The organism is Euryhalocaulis sp. (assembly GCF_013911995.1).
Classification (GTDB): domain Bacteria; phylum Pseudomonadota; class Alphaproteobacteria; order Caulobacterales; family Maricaulaceae; genus Euryhalocaulis; species Euryhalocaulis caribicus.
In genome coordinates this window covers 1-20,795 of sequence record NZ_JACESD010000052.1, presented here as the reverse complement: position 1 = coordinate 20,795, position 20,795 = coordinate 1, and the positions used below count along the sequence as shown (strand labels likewise).

Annotated in this window: 18 protein-coding genes; 8 read left to right on the top strand and 10 right to left on the bottom strand. The window is 63.8% G+C overall.

Annotated features, from left to right (window positions below):
• The coding region (locus tag H2040_RS12200) for a dehydrogenase family protein (protein ID WP_287157722.1) at positions 1-897 on the top strand (897 nt) is incomplete at its 5' end.
• Positions 898-906: 9 nt separating this feature from the next.
• On the opposite strand, the gene H2040_RS12195 is transcribed toward H2040_RS12200, so the two are convergent.
• The 4 genes from H2040_RS12195 to H2040_RS12180 all read right to left on the bottom strand — a co-directional run bounded on the left by H2040_RS12195 (position 907) and on the right by H2040_RS12180 (position 4,169).
• Positions 907-1,734: a hypothetical protein gene (locus H2040_RS12195; protein WP_287157720.1), complete on the bottom strand. Its 828-nt coding sequence runs from the start codon at positions 1,732-1,734 to the stop codon at positions 907-909.
• Between the two features lie 22 nt (positions 1,735-1,756).
• Positions 1,757-2,677: a GIN domain-containing protein gene (locus tag H2040_RS12190; RefSeq protein WP_287157718.1), complete on the bottom strand. Its 921-nt coding sequence runs from the start codon at positions 2,675-2,677 to the stop codon at positions 1,757-1,759.
• 157 nt (positions 2,678-2,834) lie between these two features.
• Positions 2,835-3,236, bottom strand: coding sequence for a hypothetical protein (locus H2040_RS12185; RefSeq protein WP_287157716.1), 402 nt, complete (start codon positions 3,234-3,236; stop codon positions 2,835-2,837).
• Positions 3,237-3,305: 69 nt separating this feature from the next.
• Positions 3,306-4,169 carry an NAD(P)-dependent oxidoreductase gene (locus tag H2040_RS12180; RefSeq protein WP_287157714.1) on the bottom strand — a complete coding sequence of 288 codons (864 nt, stop codon included), beginning with the start codon at positions 4,167-4,169 and terminating at the stop codon, positions 3,306-3,308.
• Positions 4,170-4,282: 113 nt separating this feature from the next.
• On the opposite strand from H2040_RS12180, the gene H2040_RS12175 reads away from it, so the two are divergent.
• Positions 4,283-6,613: a penicillin acylase family protein gene (locus H2040_RS12175; protein WP_287157712.1), complete on the top strand. Its 2,331-nt coding sequence runs from the start codon at positions 4,283-4,285 to the stop codon at positions 6,611-6,613.
• 46 nt (positions 6,614-6,659) lie between these two features.
• Entirely contained in the window at positions 6,660-7,310 is a 651-nt protein-coding gene (locus tag H2040_RS12170) for a DUF2959 domain-containing protein (protein ID WP_287157710.1), read from the top strand.
• On the opposite strand, the gene H2040_RS12165 is transcribed toward H2040_RS12170, so the two are convergent.
• Positions 7,307-9,274, bottom strand: coding sequence for an alpha/beta hydrolase family protein (locus H2040_RS12165; protein ID WP_287157708.1), 1,968 nt, complete (start codon positions 9,272-9,274; stop codon positions 7,307-7,309). The two genes, H2040_RS12170 and H2040_RS12165, sit on opposite strands and share 4 nt — an antisense overlap.
• Positions 9,275-9,444: 170 nt before the next feature.
• Here H2040_RS12165 and H2040_RS12160 point away from each other — a divergent pair, with 170 nt between their 5' ends.
• Positions 9,445-10,977, top strand: coding sequence for an acyl-CoA carboxylase subunit beta (locus H2040_RS12160; RefSeq protein ID WP_287157706.1), 1,533 nt, complete (start codon positions 9,445-9,447; stop codon positions 10,975-10,977).
• Between the two features lie 1,096 nt (positions 10,978-12,073).
• On the opposite strand, the gene H2040_RS12155 is transcribed toward H2040_RS12160, so the two are convergent.
• The gene (locus H2040_RS12155; RefSeq protein WP_287157703.1) at positions 12,074-12,625 is read right to left on the bottom strand and encodes an STM3941 family protein; all 552 of its coding nucleotides are present in this window, start codon (positions 12,623-12,625) and stop codon (positions 12,074-12,076) included.
• Between the two features lie 76 nt (positions 12,626-12,701).
• Here H2040_RS12155 and H2040_RS12150 point away from each other — a divergent pair, with 76 nt between their 5' ends.
• Positions 12,702-14,480 (top strand): DUF8614 domain-containing protein, encoded by a 1,779-nt coding sequence (locus tag H2040_RS12150; protein WP_287157701.1) that lies wholly within the window; start codon positions 12,702-12,704, stop codon positions 14,478-14,480.
• Between the two features lie 37 nt (positions 14,481-14,517).
• On the opposite strand, the gene H2040_RS12145 is transcribed toward H2040_RS12150, so the two are convergent.
• A complete protein-coding gene (locus H2040_RS12145) occupies positions 14,518-15,612 on the bottom strand; it encodes an acyltransferase family protein (RefSeq protein WP_287157699.1) in 1,095 nt (364 codons plus the stop codon).
• A gap of 103 nt (positions 15,613-15,715) precedes the next feature.
• On the opposite strand from H2040_RS12145, the gene H2040_RS12140 reads away from it, so the two are divergent.
• Both H2040_RS12140 and H2040_RS12135 read left to right on the top strand, forming a co-directional pair.
• Positions 15,716-17,236 carry an FMN-binding glutamate synthase family protein gene (locus H2040_RS12140; protein WP_287157697.1) on the top strand — a complete coding sequence of 507 codons (1,521 nt, stop codon included), beginning with the start codon at positions 15,716-15,718 and terminating at the stop codon, positions 17,234-17,236.
• Positions 17,237-17,311: 75 nt separating this feature from the next.
• Positions 17,312-18,283, top strand: coding sequence for a calcium/sodium antiporter (locus H2040_RS12135; protein WP_287157695.1), 972 nt, complete (start codon positions 17,312-17,314; stop codon positions 18,281-18,283).
• Here H2040_RS12135 and H2040_RS12130 read toward each other — a convergent pair.
• Positions 18,280-19,368, bottom strand: a complete 1,089-nt coding sequence (locus H2040_RS12130) for an acyltransferase family protein (RefSeq protein ID WP_287157693.1) — start codon at positions 19,366-19,368, stop codon at positions 18,280-18,282. The two genes, H2040_RS12135 and H2040_RS12130, sit on opposite strands and share 4 nt — an antisense overlap.
• Positions 19,369-19,554: 186 nt before the next feature.
• Here H2040_RS12130 and H2040_RS12125 point away from each other — a divergent pair, with 186 nt between their 5' ends.
• On the top strand, positions 19,555-19,809 hold the full coding sequence (locus H2040_RS12125) for a hypothetical protein (RefSeq protein WP_022699033.1): 255 nt from the start codon (positions 19,555-19,557) through the stop codon (positions 19,807-19,809).
• Positions 19,810-19,902: 93 nt separating this feature from the next.
• Here the strand turns inward: H2040_RS12125 and atpF are convergent, their stop codons facing one another.
• A complete protein-coding gene (atpF, locus tag H2040_RS12120; protein WP_287157690.1) occupies positions 19,903-20,394 on the bottom strand; it encodes a F0F1 ATP synthase subunit B in 492 nt (163 codons plus the stop codon).
• A 27-nt stretch (positions 20,395-20,421) separates the two neighbouring features.
• Positions 20,422-20,795, bottom strand: a 374-nt coding sequence (locus H2040_RS12115) for a F0F1 ATP synthase subunit B family protein (RefSeq protein ID WP_287157687.1), incomplete at its 5' end; no start/stop codon positions are given.

Below are 20,795 nucleotides of genomic sequence, written 5' to 3'. Positions count from 1 at the left end.
GGTCTCTACCGCTATATCGGCCCCAATACCGATGTTCCGGCGGGCGATATGGGAGTGGGCGGCCGCGAAATCGGCTTCCTGTTCGGCCATTTCATTCGCCTGACCAACACGTTCGAGGGCTCGCTCACCGGCAAGGGTCTGGCCTTTGGCGGCAGCGCCGAGCGGACGGAAGCGACCGGTTACGGCCTGATCTATTTCCTGGAAAACGCGCTGACCCATCACGATCTGGAATTGAAAGAACAGACCGTGGCGATCAGCGGCGCGGGCAATGTCGCCCTGTACGCCGCCGAAAAAGCCATGGAGGAAGGCGCGAAAGTCGTCACGGTCAGCGACTCCGGCGGCCTGCTGCACGTTAAAGAAGGTCTCGACGAGGACGCGCTGGACGCCATCAAGCGTTGCAAGCTGAAGAAGCACGGCGCGTTGGAAGACGTCGCGGGCGATATCAAGGGCGCGAAATTTCATAAGGACAAGACGCCCTGGGGCGTGGAATGCGATATTGCCCTGCCCTGCGCCACCCAGAACGAACTGGACGGAGACGCCGCGAAAACCCTGATTGATAACGGCGTCAAAGCCATCGCGGAGGGCGCGAACATGCCCTGCACCGAGGAGGCCCGTGAGGCTTTCCGGGAATCAGACGTGATTTTTGTCCCCGGCAAGGCCGCCAATGCCGGCGGCGTTGCGGTCTCGGGGCTGGAAATTTCCCAGAACGCGGTTGGTCTTCAATGGGACCGTGAAGAGGTCGACCAGCGCCTGCGCCGGATCATGTCGGAAATTCACGACAAGTGCCGCGACGCGTGTCCGGACAAGGACTGCAAACCGCTGGACTATGTCGCCGGATCGGACATTGCCGGCTTCAAACGGGTCGCCGACGCCATAGTCGCCTATGGCGTCGGCTAGAGCGGCGTTTTATTGCGCCTGGTTGACGCTGATCTCGCCAATTCCCGTACGGTTGCGGGTCAGGTCGCCATCATAGGTGTCGATACTGATCTCCCCGATTCCCGTCATGCTCAGGTCGGGATTCACCGCATGCCCGCCAAAGGACACGTCCCCGACGCCTGACATATCGACTTCCAGCGGATCGGCCCGGCCATCCCGGATCGTGATATCGCCGACGCCGTTCAGTTCGATCTCCACCGGGCCGTTCACCGACCCGACGATTATATCAACCACGCCCGAGATATCGGCGGTGAAGCCTTGCGTCTCGCCCAGGTCGATATCCTGAACGCCGCTGATGTCGAAGCGGGTGTCGCCGCGAACGGCGCCGACCTCCAGCCGTCCGCACTCACTGGTTTCCAGATCGAAACCCGAAACGGTTTCAATATCGGTCGCGGCGATCGAATCCTCGATCCGCAAGAGCACCGATTCCGGGGCGGAGATGGTCAGCGTGTTGGCTTCCCTGGCGTCGTGGAACTTGCCCTTGAAGAACAAGGGGCCGTCCTCGCGATAGCCGGACCGGTCGCCATCGCTGCCACAATCATATTCATCGCCCAGATCGCGCGACTCGCCCCGGACCAGCAGCACGCCGTCCTCGAAGCTGATGGACGCGCCGGGCGCATCTTCATCCTCTCCGCGGGTCAGCGTCACGGTGGTTTCCGCATTGCCGCTATTGGTCAGTTCGACCTCGCCCAGGAAGTTGGAAATGACGATTCCCTCGGCTTCGTAAGTGCCACTTTGCTGCGCGAAAGCCGGCGCCGCGGTCAGTGTTGCAACCGACAGGATCAACATGGTTTTCATGATCTTTTTCCCTCAGCGCGCCTTAAGAGCACGAGCCGGCGCAATCGCCGCTGAAATCGCCAGAGCCCATGATCCGCTTGTCGACCTTGCCTCTATAGGACGCGACCCAGACATCCCCGGAGCCCATGATGGCGATTTCCGGATTGGTCACAGCCCCGTCAAAACTCACATCGCCCGATCCGGCGATGGTTACCTTGAAGGACGTTGTCTCGCCGCCATCGACCTCAATGTCGCCGGAGCCGTTCACGCTGGCTTCCAGCGGGCCATCTATCCGGTCGGCATAAATGCCGCCGGAGCCGTCAATGCTAAGATCGCCGCCATTCGCGACCGCGCCGGTCTCGATATCGCCTGACCCGCTGATCGTGAACTTGCCGGACCCGGCAATAGATCCGGTCGCTAGATCGCCAGAGCCGGAGATTTTCAATACGGCGTCGCCGCCGACATCGCCGGTTTCGATGTCGCCGGATCCGTCAATCTTGCCGCGTAAATCGCCTGAAACATCACCCAGGGTCAGGCGGCCGCAGCCATCCATTTCCACATCGGCGGACGACAAGTCGCCGGTCTCGCCGTGCACCATGGAATCGGTGACTTTCAGGCTGGCGCTGGCGGGGGCGGAAACGCGGATGACGGGAAAATCCTCAATCGGGTGATAATCGCCAAATCGCGACACGCGAATCTGCAGATCGCCGCCGCGGCGGCTGCGGCAGCTATAGCTGCGCATTTTGCGGCGGTCGCCTTCGACAGCATATCCGTCGCCCCGTTGTGAAACTTTCGGCGTTTCAACAAGGTCGCCGGGATTTTCGACGGTCACAGAAACGGTGTCCGATTCCGTCCAGACAATCGCGCCGAACACGTCGTCGATTACGATCTCCTGCGCCTGTGAAGCGTTCGCCGCGCACGTGGCAATGCCGCCGAGCAGAATTGTACGGTAAATGGTTTTCATGGGGTCTCCCTCCTCAAGACATCTGATCTTCTGCCCTGTTGGATGCGGGGGAAAGCCCTTCCGGATGCAAACGACCGAATTAAAATTCCGCAAGATTCAAAACGGGCGGACCAAATGGCCCGCCCGTCAGAAATGTCAGCCTGGCTGAAAGCCTGTATTATTCTTCAGGCCAGCTCGGCAGGGTATTGAGTTCGGTGACCGACATTTCAGTCACCAGGTCGATCTCGTCATCCCAGATTTCAAAGAAATCATCGTCTTCCTGGGCGACAAGGCCGGCCAGCGGCAGCTCCACGACGCGCTCGGCGTCCAGGAAATCGTCTTCCAGCTCGACCAGCACGGAAACAACAGCGCCGGATTGATCGACCAGAACGGCCTCGACCTCGCCCAGCTCATCGCCGGCGGGATTGATCAGGTCCGCATCCTCAATCTGTCCGGCGGTGACGCCCAGATCGGTCATCACATTGTTGTCGGCCCGCATATAGGGGCTTTGCGCAAGCGCCGCGCCAGCCGCCAGGGATGCAGCGGTAGCGAGAATGGCGGTTTTGTTCAGCATTTTCATTGTTACGCCTCCTTCGCGTTCGTTCTGGAGGCATAAACGGGGCGCCCGCCCCCTTCGTTCCGGTCAGTATCAGGACTTGCGCAGCCGCGCGATCAGGCTGGACGTATCCCAGCGGGCCCCGCCCTGTAACTGCACCCCGGCATAGAACTGATCGACCAGCGCGGCGACCGGCAGGCTGGCGCCGTTCTCACGCGCCGCGTCCAGCGCAATGCGGAGATCCTTGCGCATCCAGTCAACCGCGAAACCGAAATCGAATTCGTCCTTCACCATCGTTTCCCAGCGATTTTCCATCTGCCAGCTTTGCGCCGCGCCCTTGGAAATCGCCCCGATCACTTTTGCCGGATCCAATCCCGCCTCCTGCGCGAAGTTCAGCCCCTCGGACAGGCCCTGGACGATCCCGGCGATGCAGATCTGGTTGACGCATTTCGCCAGCTGCCCGGACCCGGCCGGGCCGATCAGCGAACACGCCTTGGCGTAGGCGTCCATGATGGGCTCCGCCGCGCGATAGTGAGACTCTTCGCCGCCACACATAACTGTCAGCTGGCCGTTCTCGGCGCCGGCCTGACCGCCTGAAATCGGCGCATCAAGAAATCCCACGCCCTTGGAGCCGGCCGCCTCCGCCAGCTCCTGCGCCAGCGCGGGAGAGGCCGTGGTGTGGTCAACCATGATCGCGCCGGGCTCCATCACCTCCAGCGCCGGCTCCGCCACGGCTCTCACATCGGGATCATCGCCGACGCAGATGAAGACAAATTCAGCGTCCTTCGCCGCCTCTTTTGCCGTATCCGCGGCCCGACCCTTGTGTTTTTCGGCCCAGGCGGACGCCTTGGCGCCGGTGCGGTTCCACACCGTCACATCATGTCCGGCGGCGGCCAGATGCCCCGCCATCGGAAAACCCATTACGCCGAGACCGAGAAACGCGACTTGCCGAGCCATGGCCGAAACCCTCTAATGCTGTTCAACGAACCTTGCGCGACCATAGGCAAGGCGCGGCGGCCGTGAAACCGGCCTGACCGCAAAAGGGACGACAGGTCGGGGGACAGCTTCAAATGGCGGCACTGGGTCGATGGATTCGTCGCATCATATTGATTGCGATTGCGCTGGTGATCGTCGCGGCGGGATGGTTCGTGTGGCGTCTTTATGCCTCGCTGCCGATGACCGAGGGCGAGATCGCGCTGGAGGGCCTGTCAGAGCCCGCCTATATCGTGCGCGACGCCAACGCCGTGCCGCACATCTTCGCCAGCGACGCAAACGCCGCGGCCTATGCGCTGGGCGTCGCCCACGCGCAGGATCGCCTGTGGCAGATGCATTTCACGCGCGCCGCGGTTCGCGGGCAGCTTGCCGCCATGCTGGGGCCGGACGCGGTCGCCAATGACGCCCGCATGCGCATCTATGGCCTTGCCGCCGCGTCAGACGATCTGGCCACGCGCCTGCCGGAAGATGACCGCGCCTATTTTCAGGCTTATGCCGACGGCGTGAACGCCTTCATGGCGTCAGACGGCTTTTCCAGACCGCCGGAATTCCTGCTGCTTCAAACCAGGCCGCAGCCCTGGACGGTCGCCGACACGATCCTGATCTACAAGGCGATCGCGCTCGACCTCGTCACGGGCGAAGCCATGCGCGCCGCGCCGCGGGCCCGGCTGACCTCCGTCCTCGGTCAGGCCAGAACCCGCGCCTTCCTGCCGCCCTATCCGGAAGACGGCGTGCGCGCGCTTTCGGAAGACGAGGTGAACTATTCCGGCGAAGCCGCCGACACCGCGATAGAGGTCGAGGCCGGCCGCGATCCCATGGGGGAAGAACCCGAAGGCTCCAATAACTGGGTCGTTTCGGGCCAGCACACCACGTCCGGCTCGCCGCTTCTGGCCAATGACCCGCATCTGGGCCACCGCACGCCCGGCGTCTGGTATCTGGCGCGCATGACCACGCCGCAAGGCTCGCAGGTCGGCGCCACCCTGCCCGGCGCGCCCAATATCGTGCTGGGCCATAATGGCCGCATCGCCTGGGGCTTCACCAATACCGGCACGGACGTGATGGACCTTGTCACGGCGGAAGAGGCCGGTCTCGACCTCGTTTCGGAAGACACCGAGACCATCCGCGTGAAAGGCGGGGAGCCGGTCGAGCTAAAGATTCGCAAGACCGCGGACGGCGTGGTCCTGCCCCGCGACTGGTTCGACGCCGCGCAGATTCAGCCGCTGGACACCGCCGCCATCCTCGTCTCCCCGTTGGACGATCCGGACGATTTCACCTCCACGGTGGGCCGCCGGATTTCCAGCGCCGAAAGCTGGGACGACCTGAACGCCGCCCTGCGCAATTTCGTAGTGCCGATGCAGAATATCGTGTTCGCGGACACAGCCGGGAATATCGGTTTCATCACGCCCGGCCGCGCGCCGCTGCGCGACGAATCCGGGTCATGGACTGGCCAGATCCCGTTCGAGGACCTGCCCCGCACCTATAATCCCGAAGACGGCATGGTGGTCACCGCCAATAACCAGATCCCGCCGGACGGCTATCCCTATTTCCTCACAGAAAGCTGGTCGCCGCCCTTCCGCGCAGCGCGCATCACCGACCTGCTGACCGCCGACCGCCGGCTGGACAAGGCCGATTTCCGGGCCATCCAGACCGATGTCGTTTCCGGCTGGGCGACCGACGCCCTGCCCCATCTCTGGGAGGCCCGCCCCGAATCCGCCAACGGACAGGAATCCCTGCGCCGCCTGCGCGGCTGGAACGGCGAGATGCGCCGCGGCTGGCCGGAGCCGCTGATCTTCGCCGAATGGATGAAGGAGCTGTCGCGCGCCATCTATGAGGACGATCTGGGCGAGGCCTTCATCGTCTATCACCGTCCGCGCGAGCAGTTCATCGTCAATGTCCTGTCCGGCGAAGCGCCCGGCTGGTGCGACGATTCCCGGACCGAGCTGCGGGAGTCCTGCACCGACATCGCCGGCCCGGCGCTGGACCGCGCCGTCGCCGTGCTGGCCGAACAATACGGCCCAGACCTTGAAAACTGGAGCTGGGGCGAGGCGCATCCGGCCTATTTCGCCCATTATCCGTTCGCGGCCTCCTCCTTCCTCGACCGCATCTTCTCCACCCGCGTTCCCGCGCCGGGCGATGGAACCACGGTCAATGTCGCTCACTATTCCTATTCCCGCGAAGACTTCCGCGCCTTCCACGGCGCCAGCTATCGCGCGATCTACGACCTCGCCGACCTCAATGAGTCGCAATTCATCTCGCCCGTCGGGCAGTCCGGCCATTTCCTGTCGAAGCATTACCGCGACCTGGCCGAACCCTGGGCCGACGGCGAATATTTCGAGATCCGCTATGACTGGACGCCGCAGAACGCTCCGGAATCGACCGAAACCCTAGTCCTGCGCCCGGCGCGATAGCCGGTCATTTCACATTCATCGGAGACCGGCATAGTCTGAGACCATGATGAAGCGACTGACATTCGCGCTGACCGCGCTCGCCCTCGTTTCAGGCCTTGGCGCCTGCTCCAACGCCTATTACGGCGCGATGGAGGAACTGGGATACGAGAAGCGCGACATCCTTGTCGGCCGCGTCGAGACGGCGCGCGACAGCCAGGAAGAGGCGAAAGAACAGTTCGAGAGCGCGCTGGAGGCGTTCCGTTCGGTCGTGGACATCAATGGCGGCGAGCTGGAATCCGCCTATGACCGCCTCAGCGCCGAATATAACCGCGCCGAGGCGGACGCCCAGCGGGTCCGCGACCGCATCAACTCGGTCGAGAATGTCTCCGAAGACCTGTTCCGCGAATGGCGGGCCGAGCTGGACGCCTATCAGGACCCGTCCTTGCGCGAGACCAGCGCCCGGCGCCTGCGCGAGACCGAGGCCCGCTACGCCAGCCTGATCTCGCAGATGCGCGCGGCCGCGGCCCGCATGGACCCGGTGCTGGAAATCTTCGAGGACCGCGTCCTATTCCTCAAGCATAACCTGAACGCCCGCGCCATCGCCTCGCTGAGCGCCGAAACCGGCCAGCTGGAGGCCGACGTCGCCCGCCTGATCGCGGAAATGGAGCGCGCCATCGCCGAGGCCGACGCCTTCATCGCCGCCAATCGCGGCGCCTAGCGCAGGTTTTCCGCCAGAAAGCTCTCCACCAGCGCCGCAAACTCCTCCCGGCTGCGCTCGCTGGCGAAATAATGGTCGTCGCCCTTGAGGGTGACGAAGTCGAAATCCGCCCCCGCATCTTCAAGCGCCGCCCGCATCACCCCGGCATGGTCATAGGACACGGTCGTGTCGTCCTCTGCATGGACCAGCAGCACGGGCTCGTCATAGGCCGCGGCGTTCAGCGCCGGCGACCAGGCGCGCAGACGCGCATCGTCGGTAATCCGGTCGCCCATATAGAGCTTGAGATAGTTGGTTCCCTCGGTGGGGTTTCCGCCGGCAAGGGTCTCGCTGGCCAGCATCGGCAGATGCGTCACGCCATTGGCGCTGATCACGCAGTCCAGCGCCAGATCGTCCCGCATCCCAAGAGAAAGCGCCGCGAACCCGCCATAGCTGGCGCCCAGCGCGCACATGCGCTGCGGATCGGCGATGCCCTGCGCCGCCATCGCGTTTGCGCTGTCCACGATATCGTCGATCATCGCGGCGCCCCACTGGCCATAGCCCGCATCGCGGAAATCGGCGCCATAGCCAGACGATCCCCGGAAATTGGGTTGCAGCACGGCATAGCCGCGGCTCGCCAGGAACTGCGCGATCCAGTCAAACCCCGCCGTGTCCCGCGACTCCGGTCCGCCATGCGGCAGGATCACGGTTGGGAACGGCCCGGACGCCGGGTCGGCGTTCAGCGGATAGGTCACATAGGCGGGAATCGTCATCCCGTCCCGCGCCTCGAACTCGAACGCCTCGACCTGCGCCATTTTCTCCGGCGGCAGCATCGGCCGGTTGAACCCGATCACCTCCAGCTGACCCGTTTCCGTGTCGAACAGGCTGTAGGACCCGGAGAAACGCGGCCCCTCCGCATAGACCAGGAAACGCTTGCGGTCCCGTGTCCATGAGGTCAGCGAGACATGTTCGTCCGGCAGCGCCTTGTCGAGCGCGGCGCGGTATTTCTCCAGTTCCTCGTCAAAATAATGCTGGCGCGAAAAGTCGTCGCGATAGGCATAGCCGGCGATCTCGTTCCGGAACGGGTCGACGATCGCGTAATCCACGTCATGCCCGTCGGGGGCGGTGGCGATCCGCTCGATCATTCCCTCGTCCATATTCAGCTCGAACAGGCCGCTGAATCCGTCCTCGCCATAGGCGTCGACCACCAGGCTGGAATCATCCAGCGCCCCGACAACGGTGAACGGCCGGATCGGGGTGTCTTCCTTGCGATAGACGCTGTCGAACCCGCTCGATCCCCGGAAAATTTCATAGACCCGCGTCTCCGGGTCATAGTTCACCCGCGCGATGACGCTGCCGTCCGGGTGGGTCACCAGGTCGATCGTGTTGTCGCTTCCGGTGTCCAGCCGCCGGCCGCCGCTATTGCCCAGATTGGCGCGGAACACGGCCAGTTCGAAATGCCCGCCGCTGGCGTTGACCCGCGTGAAACTGCGCGCCGATGAAGCGTCATAACGCAGGCCCAGCATGATGATGTGCTCGGGATCGTCCGGCAGATAGCTGAGAATATTGCCGAGGCTGCCGCTGAACACCCGCTCCCCGCTCAGCAGGACGTTTGCCTTGCCGCGCTCCACGTCCACGGAAACCACGACCGACTCGGTGAAGGTGAACATGCCCTCCATCGTCTGGATCTTGCGCGTCTCCCGCGCCTGCATCAGCACGTAATTGTCGCTGGCCCAGGTCAGGCCGGACAGGAACATGTCCTCCGGCGCCTTGATCACCCGCACCGGCTCGGTCATCTCGCCGGTATTATAGATGAACAGCGCCTGCGTGCCCTCATGCGGCCGATAGGCGGCGATCATCCGTCCATTGGGCGAAATTTCCGCGGCCGCCATGTCCGGCAGATGCGTATAGGCCTCGCGCGGCGGCGTCTGGGCGTGCGCGGCGGCGGCCGCGAGAACCGCGCAAGCGGCGACAAGCGTTCTGATCATGATGATGGGCTCCCCTCCCCGGTACAGTCTTCCTGACTAGCCCTGAAGGCGGCGTCCGGTCAAACCGCGATTTAGGGTTGAGCGCACTCCCGCGTTGCCCCGCCCGCGCCTTTCGCGCTAACCCTTTGCCCGAGCGAAAAGAACACAGTCGAGCCGGGGGCCGTACATAGATGAAAGAGATCCTGGAGGCCCTTGAGGCCAAGCGTGAAGCAGCGCGTCAGGGCGGCGGAGAGCGCCGCATCGAAGCCCAGCACGAAAAGGGCAAACTGACCGCGCGCGAGCGTCTGGAGATCCTTCTCGACGAAGGCTCGTTCGAGGAAATCGGCATGTTCGTCGAACATCGCTGCAGCGATTTCGGCATGGAGGACAAGAAGATTCCCGGCGACGGCGTGGTCACCGGCTCCGGCACCATCAATGGCCGCCTCGTCTATATTTTCTCCAAGGATTTCACCGTCTTCGGCGGCTCCCTGTCGCTGGCCCACGCCGAGAAGATCACCAAGATTCAGGACATGGCGATGCGCAACGGCGCGCCGATCATCGGCCTGTTCGACGCCGGCGGCGCCCGTATCCAGGAAGGCGTGGACGCGCTGGGCGGCTATGCGGAGATTTTCCAGCGCAACGTGCTGGCCTCCGGCGTGGTGCCGCAGATCAGCGTCATCATGGGCCCCTGCGCCGGCGGCGACGTCTATTCCCCGGCCATGACGGACTTTATCTTCATGGTGCGCGGCACCTCCCACATGTATGTGACTGGCCCGGACGTTGTGAAGACCGTCACCAACGAGGTCGTCACGCATGAGGAGCTGGGCGGCGCCAAGGTCCACGCCGCCAAGTCGGGCGTCGCCGAAGGCGCCTATGACAATGATTTCGAGGCGCTGACCCAGATGCGCCGCCTGATCGACTTCCTCCCGCTGAACAACCGTGAAAAGCCGCCCAAGCGCGAATCCTACGATGATCCCGGCCGGCTCGAGGACAGCCTCGACACGCTCGTCCCCGACAATCCGAACAAGCCCTACGATATCCGCGAACTCATCGTGAAAACCGCCGACGAAGGCGACTTCATGGAAATCGCTCCCGAATACGCCAGGAACATCGTGGTCGGCTTCGGCCGGGTGGAAGGCTCCACGGTCGGCTTCGTGGCGAACCAGCCCATGGTGCTGGCCGGCGTGCTGGATATCGACGCCTCCAAGAAGGCCGCCCGCTTCGTGCGCTTCTGCGACGCCTTCAATATCCCGATCGTGACTTACGTGGATGTTCCGGGCTTCCTCCCGGGGACCCGCCAAGAATATGGCGGCCTCATCAAGAACGGCGCGAAGCTCCTGTTCGCCTATGCCGAATGCACCGTGCCGAAAGTCACCGTCATCACGCGCAAGGCCTATGGCGGCGCCTATGACGTCATGGCTTCCAAGCATTTGCGCGGCGACATCAACTATGCCTGGCCCACCGCCGAAATCGCCGTGATGGGCCCCAAAGGCGCGGCCGAGATCATCTTCCGCAAGGACGCCGACGATCCGGAGAAGATGGCCGAACACGTCAGGGACTATGAAGACCGCTTCGCCAACCCCTTCGTCGCCGCCTCCAGAGGCTATCTAGACGACGTCATAATGCCCCACTCCACCCGCAAACGCGTGGCCAAGGCGCTAAGAACGCTCGCCAACAAGAAGCTCGAAAATCCCTGGAAAAAACACGACAACATCCCGCTCTAGGCGCGGATATTCGTCCAGATTTCCCGGGCAAATTCGCGCCCTCCGGACCCCGCCATCGAGACGCCCTCACGGGCTCCTCAGGCTAAGGGTTGGGGATTGAAAGCGTTGTCCTAACCCACGCTTCCATCACCCTCACCCTGAGGAGCCGCGCCAAGGACGCGGCATCTCGAAGGGCCGTCACAGAAGACAACGCAACCTCCCTATCATCCACCACCCCCTCTCCCTGTCATCCCGGACTTGATCCGGGATCCCGGCGAACAAGCGCGCAAGTTTCGCCGAGATCCCGCATCTCCGCTGCGCTCCGTGCGGGATGACAATTTAGGGGATAAATCAAAAACAATCCGACCGGCTTCCTACCTGAGCCATACTCTGCGGTGTTCGCCGTCATGCGAGGGGCTTCGGATCCGGTCGCCCGAGGGACGGAGTTGAACGCGGTTCCCGGGATACGGGGCTCTCTGACCAGAGGGCTTACGTCCCGGCGCACCGCCAGGCGCCAGTCTGAGGCTGAAATGCCCTGGCTATTAAGACTCTGGCGGAAAGCGGATGGAGAGGCCGGTCGAGGCGACTCCCGCCCTCCGCAAAAGAACCGCGCGGCGCGTCTCTTTGTGGACGCGAAACATACAAACACACGGTCACCGGCGTCCCGAAAGACGCGCCGCACCACCCTCGTGTTTCTCTTCCCCAACCTCTGCGGCGAACGCGCCGTGGAGCCAAACGCGTAACCGAAAACACCAAACAAACCCGTCATCCTCCGACGGACCCCGGCCTTGAGCCGGGGGAAGATCGGAGGACCCAGTTGAAGTCTTTGCGCCCGACGTTCCCTGGGTCCTCCGGTCAAGCCGGAGGATGACGGTGAAGAGAGGTGGAGAGTGAAAGAGAAAAACCCTCGCCCCCTTAATGGGGGTAGAGGGCAATGACGTCCCAAAGGCCGAAGGGCTTTGGCTGACGGAATGGGAGAGGGGGTGGCTTCAGAACAAAGCGCCAATCCGGAGAGGTCCCCCTCTCCCTTTCGCGCAGACCAATCCGTTGCCGGATTGGGCGCTCAAAACCCTCTCCCCCTTTCGGGGGCGAGGGAGGAAAATTATCGGCAATGCCGTCAGGACCGCTCGTGACGCGCATGAAAGGCGCGCATCGTCTCGGCGATTCGTTCGGGCTTCATTCGCCAACCGCTCTGGAGTCCTGTCCCGATCCCGTGAAGTCTGTTGAATTGAAACAGGAGTCCTACTGGCCGCCGTTCTGATTTGAAGCGAAGGATGACGGCCTTGGAGAGCCAATGCGTTTGCAGTCTGATCTCCGAAACATCGTCCCACTCGATCCGACGGCTAGGCTTCAAGGGCGCGTTAATCGTGTAGCCGTTCCGGTTGAGTATCAGGGTCGCGGGCTTAAACACGGCATGGATGGAGACAGATATCCCCCAGCCAAAGAACGCCAGCCCGAGAAAGCAGAAGGCGTAGTCGACAACACTTGGATCGTCCAAAATCAGAATGGCGAGACAACCGACCACAAATCCTGCACACCCCAGCGCGACTAAACCCATCTTCCAGCGGCTGCTGTAGATGACCAATCGCTCCGGCAGTTCGTCGCTGTTCATCGGCCCATCATCCCAAACACCGCTTAATCCGGCGTGAAACCGTAACCCGCCGGCCATGCAGACGCCTTTGCGCGCATTCCGCCCAGCCCTTATGCTCCGCGCCAAATATTCACAGCCTGAAAAGAGGCCCTCCATGCGCGCTCTGCTGCTTTCCTCCGCCGCCTTCGCCCTTCTCGCCGCCTGCGGGTCTGACGCGCCCGAAGCGCCGGAAGACGAGGCCCCGGCGGGCGAGACCCTGCCGCAGGACGCAGATCCCGCCGATGAGGCGGACGCGATGGACGAAGCGGGCGCGGACGGGACAGCCACCGAAGACACCGCTTCCGCCGCCGAGGCCGCCTATGACATCAAGGCCCAGCGCGCCAAGATCGCCCGCATCGAGATGAACCCCGACGTCTCCTTCTTGAATGAGGAAGAGCGCGAGGTCGTCAATATCCTGATCGATGCCGCGGAGATCATGACCGATCTCTATGTCCGCCAGATCCGCGAGGGCAATCAGGAAATGCGCGCCGAAATCGCCCGGAGCGATCCGGAAAATCGCGGCCGCCTGCTGGACATGTACGACCTGCATCTGGGCGCCTGGGACAGCCTGGACGAATATCATCCCTTCTATGGCGACGAGGAACTGCCGCTGGGCGCGGGCTTCTATCCCGAAGACATGACGCGTGAGGAATTCCAGACCTGGGTTGATGAGCACCCCGACCAGGCGGACGCCTTCACCGACCCCTATACCGTCATCCGCCGCACCGATGATGGCGGCCTGGAGGCGATCCCGTATTCCGAGTTCTACGCCGGCAAGCTGTCACAGGCCGCCGATCTGCTGCGCCAGGCGGCGGAGACGACCTCCAATGAAAGCCTGAAAAACTATCTCAACCTGCGGGCCGAGGCGTTCCGCACGAACGACTATTTCGACTCCGACATGGCGTGGATGGACCTGGAAGGCACGCCCATCGAGGTCGTGATCGGCCCCTACGAGGTCTATACGGACCGCCTGCTGGGACAGAAAGCGGCGTTCGAGGCCTTCATCACGGTCAAGGACCCCGAGGAAAGCGCGGCGCTGGACAAGTACAAGGCGCATTTGCGCGACATGGAGGAAAACCTCCCGGTCGAGGATTCCTACAAGAATTTCCAGCGTGGTTTTGAATCGCCCATCGTCGTGGCCGATCAGGTCCATGGCGGCGGCGACAATGTGCCGGGGGTGCAGACCATCGCCTTCAATCTTCCCAATGACGAGCGCGTGCGCGAGGCCAAGGGCGCCAAGAAGGTGATCCTGGAAAACGTGCTGGGCGCGAAATATGACCGCATCCTGTCGCCGATGGCGGACAAGGTTCTGGTCGCCGATCAGGCGGACCTGGTGTCGCGGGTCTATATGCAGCGTAACACGCTGTTCCATGAGCTGAGCCACAGCCTCGGCCCGGGCACGATCACCCTTGATGGCCGCGAGACCACCGTCAGCGCCGAGCTGAAAGAGGTCTATTCCGCGTCGGAAGAAGCCAAGGCGGACGTCATGGGCGTCTATAACATCCTCTACATGATGAATGAGGGCGAGCTGCCCGAGGCTGAGCGGGACGAGCTGCTGGCGACCTATTTCGCCGGCATTTTCCGCGCCGTCCGCTTCGGCATTGACGAGGCGCACGGCCGCGGCGCGGCGCTGCAATACTCCTATTACAAGGAGAAAGGCGCTTTTGAGTGGGTCGCTGAAGAGAACCGCTACCGCGTCGATTATGACGCGCTGGAAGGCGCCGTCACCGACCTGACGGGGGACCTCATCCGCCTGCAGGGCGATGGCGATTATGACGGCATGAAAGCCTTTTTCGAGCAATATGCCCGTCTGGACGGCAATGCGCGGGCGGTCCTGAACTCGATGGGCGGCATCCCGGTGGACATTCAGCCGATCTATCCGGACGAGATCTGATCCGGGCGCCGGGCCGCGCCAGAACCGCGCGGCCCGGTTACCAGATGCGGGAGGCGATGCGCCCGCCTTCGGGCTTGCGCGCCGCGAATATCCGGCTGCGCAGCCGCGCGGCCGCGCCGATGACCGGCCGCTCGAAAAAGGTGAAGGCCAGCCAGGCCAGCATGACCGAGGCCCCGGCCATCACAATGGCTGCAAGCGCGTTATCCCAAAGCGTTCCGGACGCGGAGACCGGCGCCCACAGTCGCGACAGGGCCGAAATGACAAGGAAATGGCCCAGATAGAGCGAATAGGACCAGTCGCCCAGCCGCACCGCCCATCCCGGCGCGCGCCAGCCATGGTCCAGCTCCAGCCCCACCGCGCCATAGACGATCAGCGCGCAGGCCGGCGCGAAGATCAGCGTGCGGGGCCAGTTTGTCGCCGTCCCCGTGGTCGCCTGCTCCGGCCCGATGGCGCCCATGCCAAGGATCAGGCCCGCCAGCCCCAGCGCCAGCGCGACATGCGCACCGGCGCGCCGCCCGGACGTTAACAGCAGGCCCACGACCGCCCCGGCGATGAATTCCAGCGTCAGCGGGTCGAAGATCAGGCGGATAACGGGCCGGGCCTCCCCCGCGCCCAGCGCCTGACCGCCCAGCACCACCGCCGCCCACCCGGCCAGCAGGAAAGGAAGGAAGCGGCCCGGCAGCAGGATGAACAGCGTGAAGACCAGGTAGAAATACATCTCGTGAACCAGCGTCCACGCCAGCCCCAGAAACATCGTCGCATCCGACGGCCACAGCGCCAGCGACGCGGCCAGATTTCCGGCCTCCAGCTTCACCGCCAGCGACCCGGTGAAGGCGAAGGCCAGCGCCGCCAGACCGCAGAACAGCCAGTAGGTCGGATAAATGCGCGCGAACCGGCTGAACAGAAACGACCCGGCCTGCGTTTTTGAGCCCAGCCGCCCGCGCGTGACCAGAACCATGACGAAGCCGGAAATGACGAAGAACAGATCCACGCCCGAATAGCCATAGAGCAGGAAGACCGGAACGGCGGCCTCCGCATGGTCGCGCATCTCGATGTAGTGAATATGCGAAAAAAGCACGAGGCAGGCGGCCAGAGCCCGCAGGGCCTGAACGCCCAGTATCCTGTCTGTCATGTCCGCCCGCCCGTTGCGATTCCGTGACCGATGTTAGCCGCCGTGGCGAAGGCTTGGTAGAGAAAGAACCGTTCGTGGAAAGCGTGACCGGGAGTCCCTAGCGATGCAATTTCTTCAGGAACTGACGATGGGCGGGCTGGATTTCCTGGCCACGCTTTTCATTTTCTGCATCGGGGCGGGCCTGTTCGCCGTGGTGGTCCTGTGGATCGCCGACGCCACGCAAAGCCAGGATTCCATCCGGCACAACTATCCGGTGATTGGCCGCTTCCGGACCATCTTCAATCGGCTGGGCGAGTTCTTCCGGCAATATTTCTTCGCGCTGGACCGGGAGGAAATGCCCTTCAACCGCGCCCAGCGGGAATGGGTCTACAAGTCGTCGAAGGGCGCGCAGAACATCCAGCCTTTCGGCTCCACCCTCAATCTGAACCTCATCGGCACGCCGGTCTTCATCAACGCCGCCTATCCCTATCTGGACGCTGGCGGCGACCATGACGATCCGCCGGAGCTGGTGTTCGGCCCGCAGACGCCAAACCCCTATCGCACGCAGCGTCTGATCAATATCTCGGCCATGAGCTACGGCTCGATCTCCAAGCCGGCCGTGCAGGCGCTCTCACGCGGCGCGGCCCAGATCGGCTGCTGGCTGAACACGGGGGAGGGCGGGCTCTCGCCGCACCACCTCGAAGGCGGCTGCGACATCGTCTTCCAGATCGGGACGGCGAAATACGGCGTGCGCAATTCCGACGGCTCGTTGTCGGACGAACGTCTGGCCGAAATCGCCGCGCATGATCAGGTGAAGATGATCGAGGTGAAACTCAGCCAGGGCGCCAAGCCGGGCAAGGGCGGCATCCTGCCCGGCGACAAGGTGACAGAAGAGATTGCGGAAATTCGCGGCATCCCGGCCGGGCTCGATTCCATCTCTCCCAACCGGTTTGAGGAAATCGCCGATAATTCGGACCTTCTGGATTTTATCGCGCGGGTCCGGGGCGTGGCGAACAAGCCGGTCGGGTTCAAATCCTGCTTCGGATCCTATGACTGGTTGGAAGACCTCTGCGACGAAATCCATCGCCGCGGGCCGGACAGCGCGCCGGACTTCATCACCGTGGATGGCGGGGAGGGCGGCACCGGCGCCGCGCCCATGCCGCTGATGGACAATATGGGCCTGTCCATCCGACAGTCCCTGCCCGGCGTTGTCGATACGCTGATCCGCAAGGGGCTGCGCGACCGCATCAAGGTGATCGCCTCGGGCAAGCTGATCACGCCGGCGGAGGCCAGCTGGGCCTATTGCGCCGGCGCGGATTCGGTTAATTCGGCGCGCGGATTCATGTTTTCCATCGGCTGTATCCAGGCCATGCGCTGCCACACCAATAACTGTCCGACGGGCGTGACCACCCACAAGGAAAGCCTGCAAGGCGGGCTGGACCCGGAACAGAAATCAAAATCGGTGGCCAATTATGTCGGACGCATAGAATACGGCATCGGCGTGATCGCCCATTCCTGCGGCGTCGCCCATGGCCGGAATCTGGAGCGGCGGCATGTCCGCATCGTCCAGCCTGACGGGCGCGCTGTTCCGCTCAGCGAAATCTGCCCGGCCGCCCCTGCGAAGCCCGCCGCCGCGGCGGAATGATGGGAAAGCCGTTTGAGGCCGCGCCGGGCGCTGCTACCAGAAACCCTGTTGTTTGACGCTTGAACGGAATAGTCCATGGAAATCGCCGCCATCATCGCCGGACTTGTGCTCCTCACCGCAGGGGGCGACGCGCTGGTGCGCGGATCGGTGGCGACGGCGCGGCGGCTGGGCGTTTCGCCCATGATCATCGGCCTGACGCTGGTCGGGTTCGGCACCTCGACGCCGGAACTGGTGACCAGCCTGCAGGCGGCCTTCGCCGGATCGCCGGGCGTGGCGGTGGGCAATGTCGTCGGCTCCAACATCGCCAATTTCCTGCTGATCCTGGGCGTGTCCGCGCTGGTCTTTCCGGTCGTCTGTGATCGCCGGGCGCTGGGCTGGGACGGCTTGATCGCCGCGGGCGCGGCCATCGCGCTGACTCTGGCCGCGCTGACAGTCGGTTTCGACCGCTGGGTAGGCCTCGCCTTCGTCGCGCTCTTGGCGGGGTATCTGTTCGCGACATGGCTGCGCGAGCGCGGCGGCGGCGCGCCGGAGGAAGCGGACCTGCACGTACGCGAAGGCGGGGTGGTGGGAGAGGGCGCAGCCCCGCTCTGGCGTTCCCTGCTGATCGCGTTCGCCGGCATCGTCATCACCATCCTGGGCGCGCGATTCCTGGTCTTCGGCGCGATCGAGGTGGCGCGCGGCTTCTCCGTGCCCGAAACGGTGATCGGCCTGACCATCGTGGCGGTCGGCACCTCCCTGCCGGAGCTGGTGACGTCCCTGATCGCGGCTTTCCGCAAGGAAAGCGATATCGCACTGGGCAATGTCCTCGGCTCCAACATTTTCAACGTGCTGGCCATTCTGGGCGTCACCGCAATGATCCGCCCGATGGAAGCCCCGGCGGACATCGCGGGAACCGATGTCTGGGTGATGCTGGCCGCGACCGCGCTGGTGCTGTTCTTCGCGTTCACGAACCGCAGGATCAGCCGTCTGGAAGGCGGGGTGATGGTGCTGCTCTACGCGACCTATATCGGTCTGCTGGCCATTCGCGCAGGCGCGGGGGCGGCCTAGGGCGCGCCCGCGCCGCGCCATGCCGGCTTGCGTCCGAAGATCCGCCGCCGCAGCGTTCGCGTGACATGCAGCATTGGCTTTTCCGCCAGAATATGCGCAGCCGCGGAGGCGGCGATGGCGGCCGCGGACAGGATGATGAGGGCCGCAATATTGTCGATTGCCCCGCCAGTGGCGACGGGCGCCCAGAGCCGCCCCAGCGCCGACAGGGTCAGCACATGGGTCAGGTACAGCGCATAGGACCAGTCGCCGAACACGCCGGACCACGCGGGCGCGGCGCGGCCGCGATGCTCCATCGCCGCCAGTCCATAGACGATCAGCGCCCCCGGCGGCCCGAATAACAGCGCCCGCGCCCAGTGATCGGGGAACGCGCCGGGCCAGTTCGCGCCGGCATAGATCAGCGCGGCGCAGAACGCCGCAACGCCCAGCGCCAGAATGGCGGCCCCCGCGCGCTTTTCGCCGGGCAGGGCATGGAAAATCAGCGCCGCCGCGGCGCCCAGAACGAATTCCAGCGTCAGGGGGTGAAAGACGATAGCCAGTTCCGGACTGACCCCGCCAAGGCCCGCCAGCGCGCCCAGCGTCACCGCGCCCATCCACAGCGCCAGCAGGGCGGGCAGCCAGCGGCGCGGCGCCAGAAGCATCGCCGCGAATACCAGATAGAAATAAAGTTCATGTATCAGGGTCCAGCCCACAGCCAGAAGCGGAGGGCGGCTTTCGGGCCACAGGGCGAGGGATTTTATCAGATCGGGGCTTCCGGTCGCCGATGCGAACACCATATCAGGCCAACGTAGCCAGACGACGATGAGGAAAAGACTGACCAGCCAGTAGAGCGGATAGATGCGCGTGAAGCGCGAGAACAGGAACGCCCCCGCCTTTCGCGGAGCCCCGAAATCGCCCCGCGTGACATGGACCATGATGAATCCGGAGATGACGAAGAACAGGTCGACCCCGGAGAATCCCAGTATGGTCTCTCCGGGAAGGATCGTATCTCCGCCATATTTGGCTTCTACCACGCCCAGATGTGACAGGACGACGAGACTGGCCGCAACGCCGCGAAGCGCCTGAATATTGACGAGATAGCGGTTCATATCGCGAAACAGGCTTTCAGGCGGCGACCCCGGGCAGGCCTTTAGACAAGGGGGACGATATTCATCGAACCCCGACCCCCAGGGCAACCATGAATGCTCATCGCGCGTTCAGCCGCGGTCTGTGAGACTTCTTGCAGCCCGTTTTGAGAAGAAAGGAGCCGGCGCCTTCAAGACGCGTCGAAACTGATGATCGCACTGATTCTCCGCCCCATCATGGCGACGTTCGGCGTGCTGCTGATTCTGCTCGGCATTCCGATCACGCCGCTGCCGATTCCGCTGGGGCTTCCCATGATCATCACGGGCACGTTCCTGCTGATGCACAGCGTGCCGCGCTTCCGGCGCGCCGTGATGGCGTGGCTGCACAATCACCCGCGCGTCCATGCCCGGGTGCGCGCCGTCCAGCGCCGCACCCGCCGCCGGAAAACAACCTCGGAAAATTAGGCCGCGAAGCAACCGGCTACAGGCATCACACAAAAAGAAAGCCGCGCTCTGTCGAGCGCGGCTTGATCTTATCGGGCATGTCCGCGGATCGCGTCAGTTAAGGCGCTTTTCCAGATCGGAGAGGCTGGATTTCAGGATCGCGTCGCGGCCCTTTTCGTCCAGCTTGTCGCGGATCAGGGCCTCGGCGGCCGCGACCGCCTGATCGGCGGCGGCGGCGCGGACTTCCGCGGCAGCCTGTTTTTCGGCCTGGGCGATCTTGGCCTCGGCCATCACCGCGCGGCGCTCCAGACGGTCCTCCAGGTCCTTGCGGGCCTGTTCGCGGATGCGCTTGGCTTCCTTCTTGGCCTGGGAGACGATGGTCTCCGCCTCGGTCTCGGCCTCGCGCTGGCGGCGCTGATAGGAGGCCAGAAGCTCCTGCGCCTCTTCACGCATGCGGCGGGCGTCTTCCAGCTCGTCCGCGATCTTCTGGGCGCGGTCATCAAGGCGCGAGCCCAGCGAGCCCGGCACCTTGAAATAGAACAGGACGACAAAGAACAGGATCAGCCCGACAGTCGCGATGAAGGCCGGATCAGAAATGAATGCCATAGCGGTTTCCTCGTCTCGTCCTTCGCCCTAGCCCCGGGAGGCCGCTTTCACGGCCTTCTGGGCTTCGGCGTCCGTCGGGGCCTTGCCGATCAGCTTCTCGACAATGGCCGAGGTCGCCGAACCGGCAATTTCCTGAACATGGGCCAGCGCTTCGGCTTTCGCCTCGCGGATGCGGGACTCGGCCTCTTCGTGCTTGGCGTCCATCTCCGCTTCGACCTTGCCGGTCTCTTCGGCGATTTCCGCGTCAATCTTGGCCTTGGCGTCGGCGGCGATGGTGTGCGCCTTGGCGCGGGCGTCAGCCAGCGCGTTCTCATAAGCCGTGGCCGCCGCCTTGGCTTCTTCGTTCAGGCGGCCCGCCTCGTCCAGATCGTCGGCGATCTTGTCGCGGCGCTCTTCCAGGA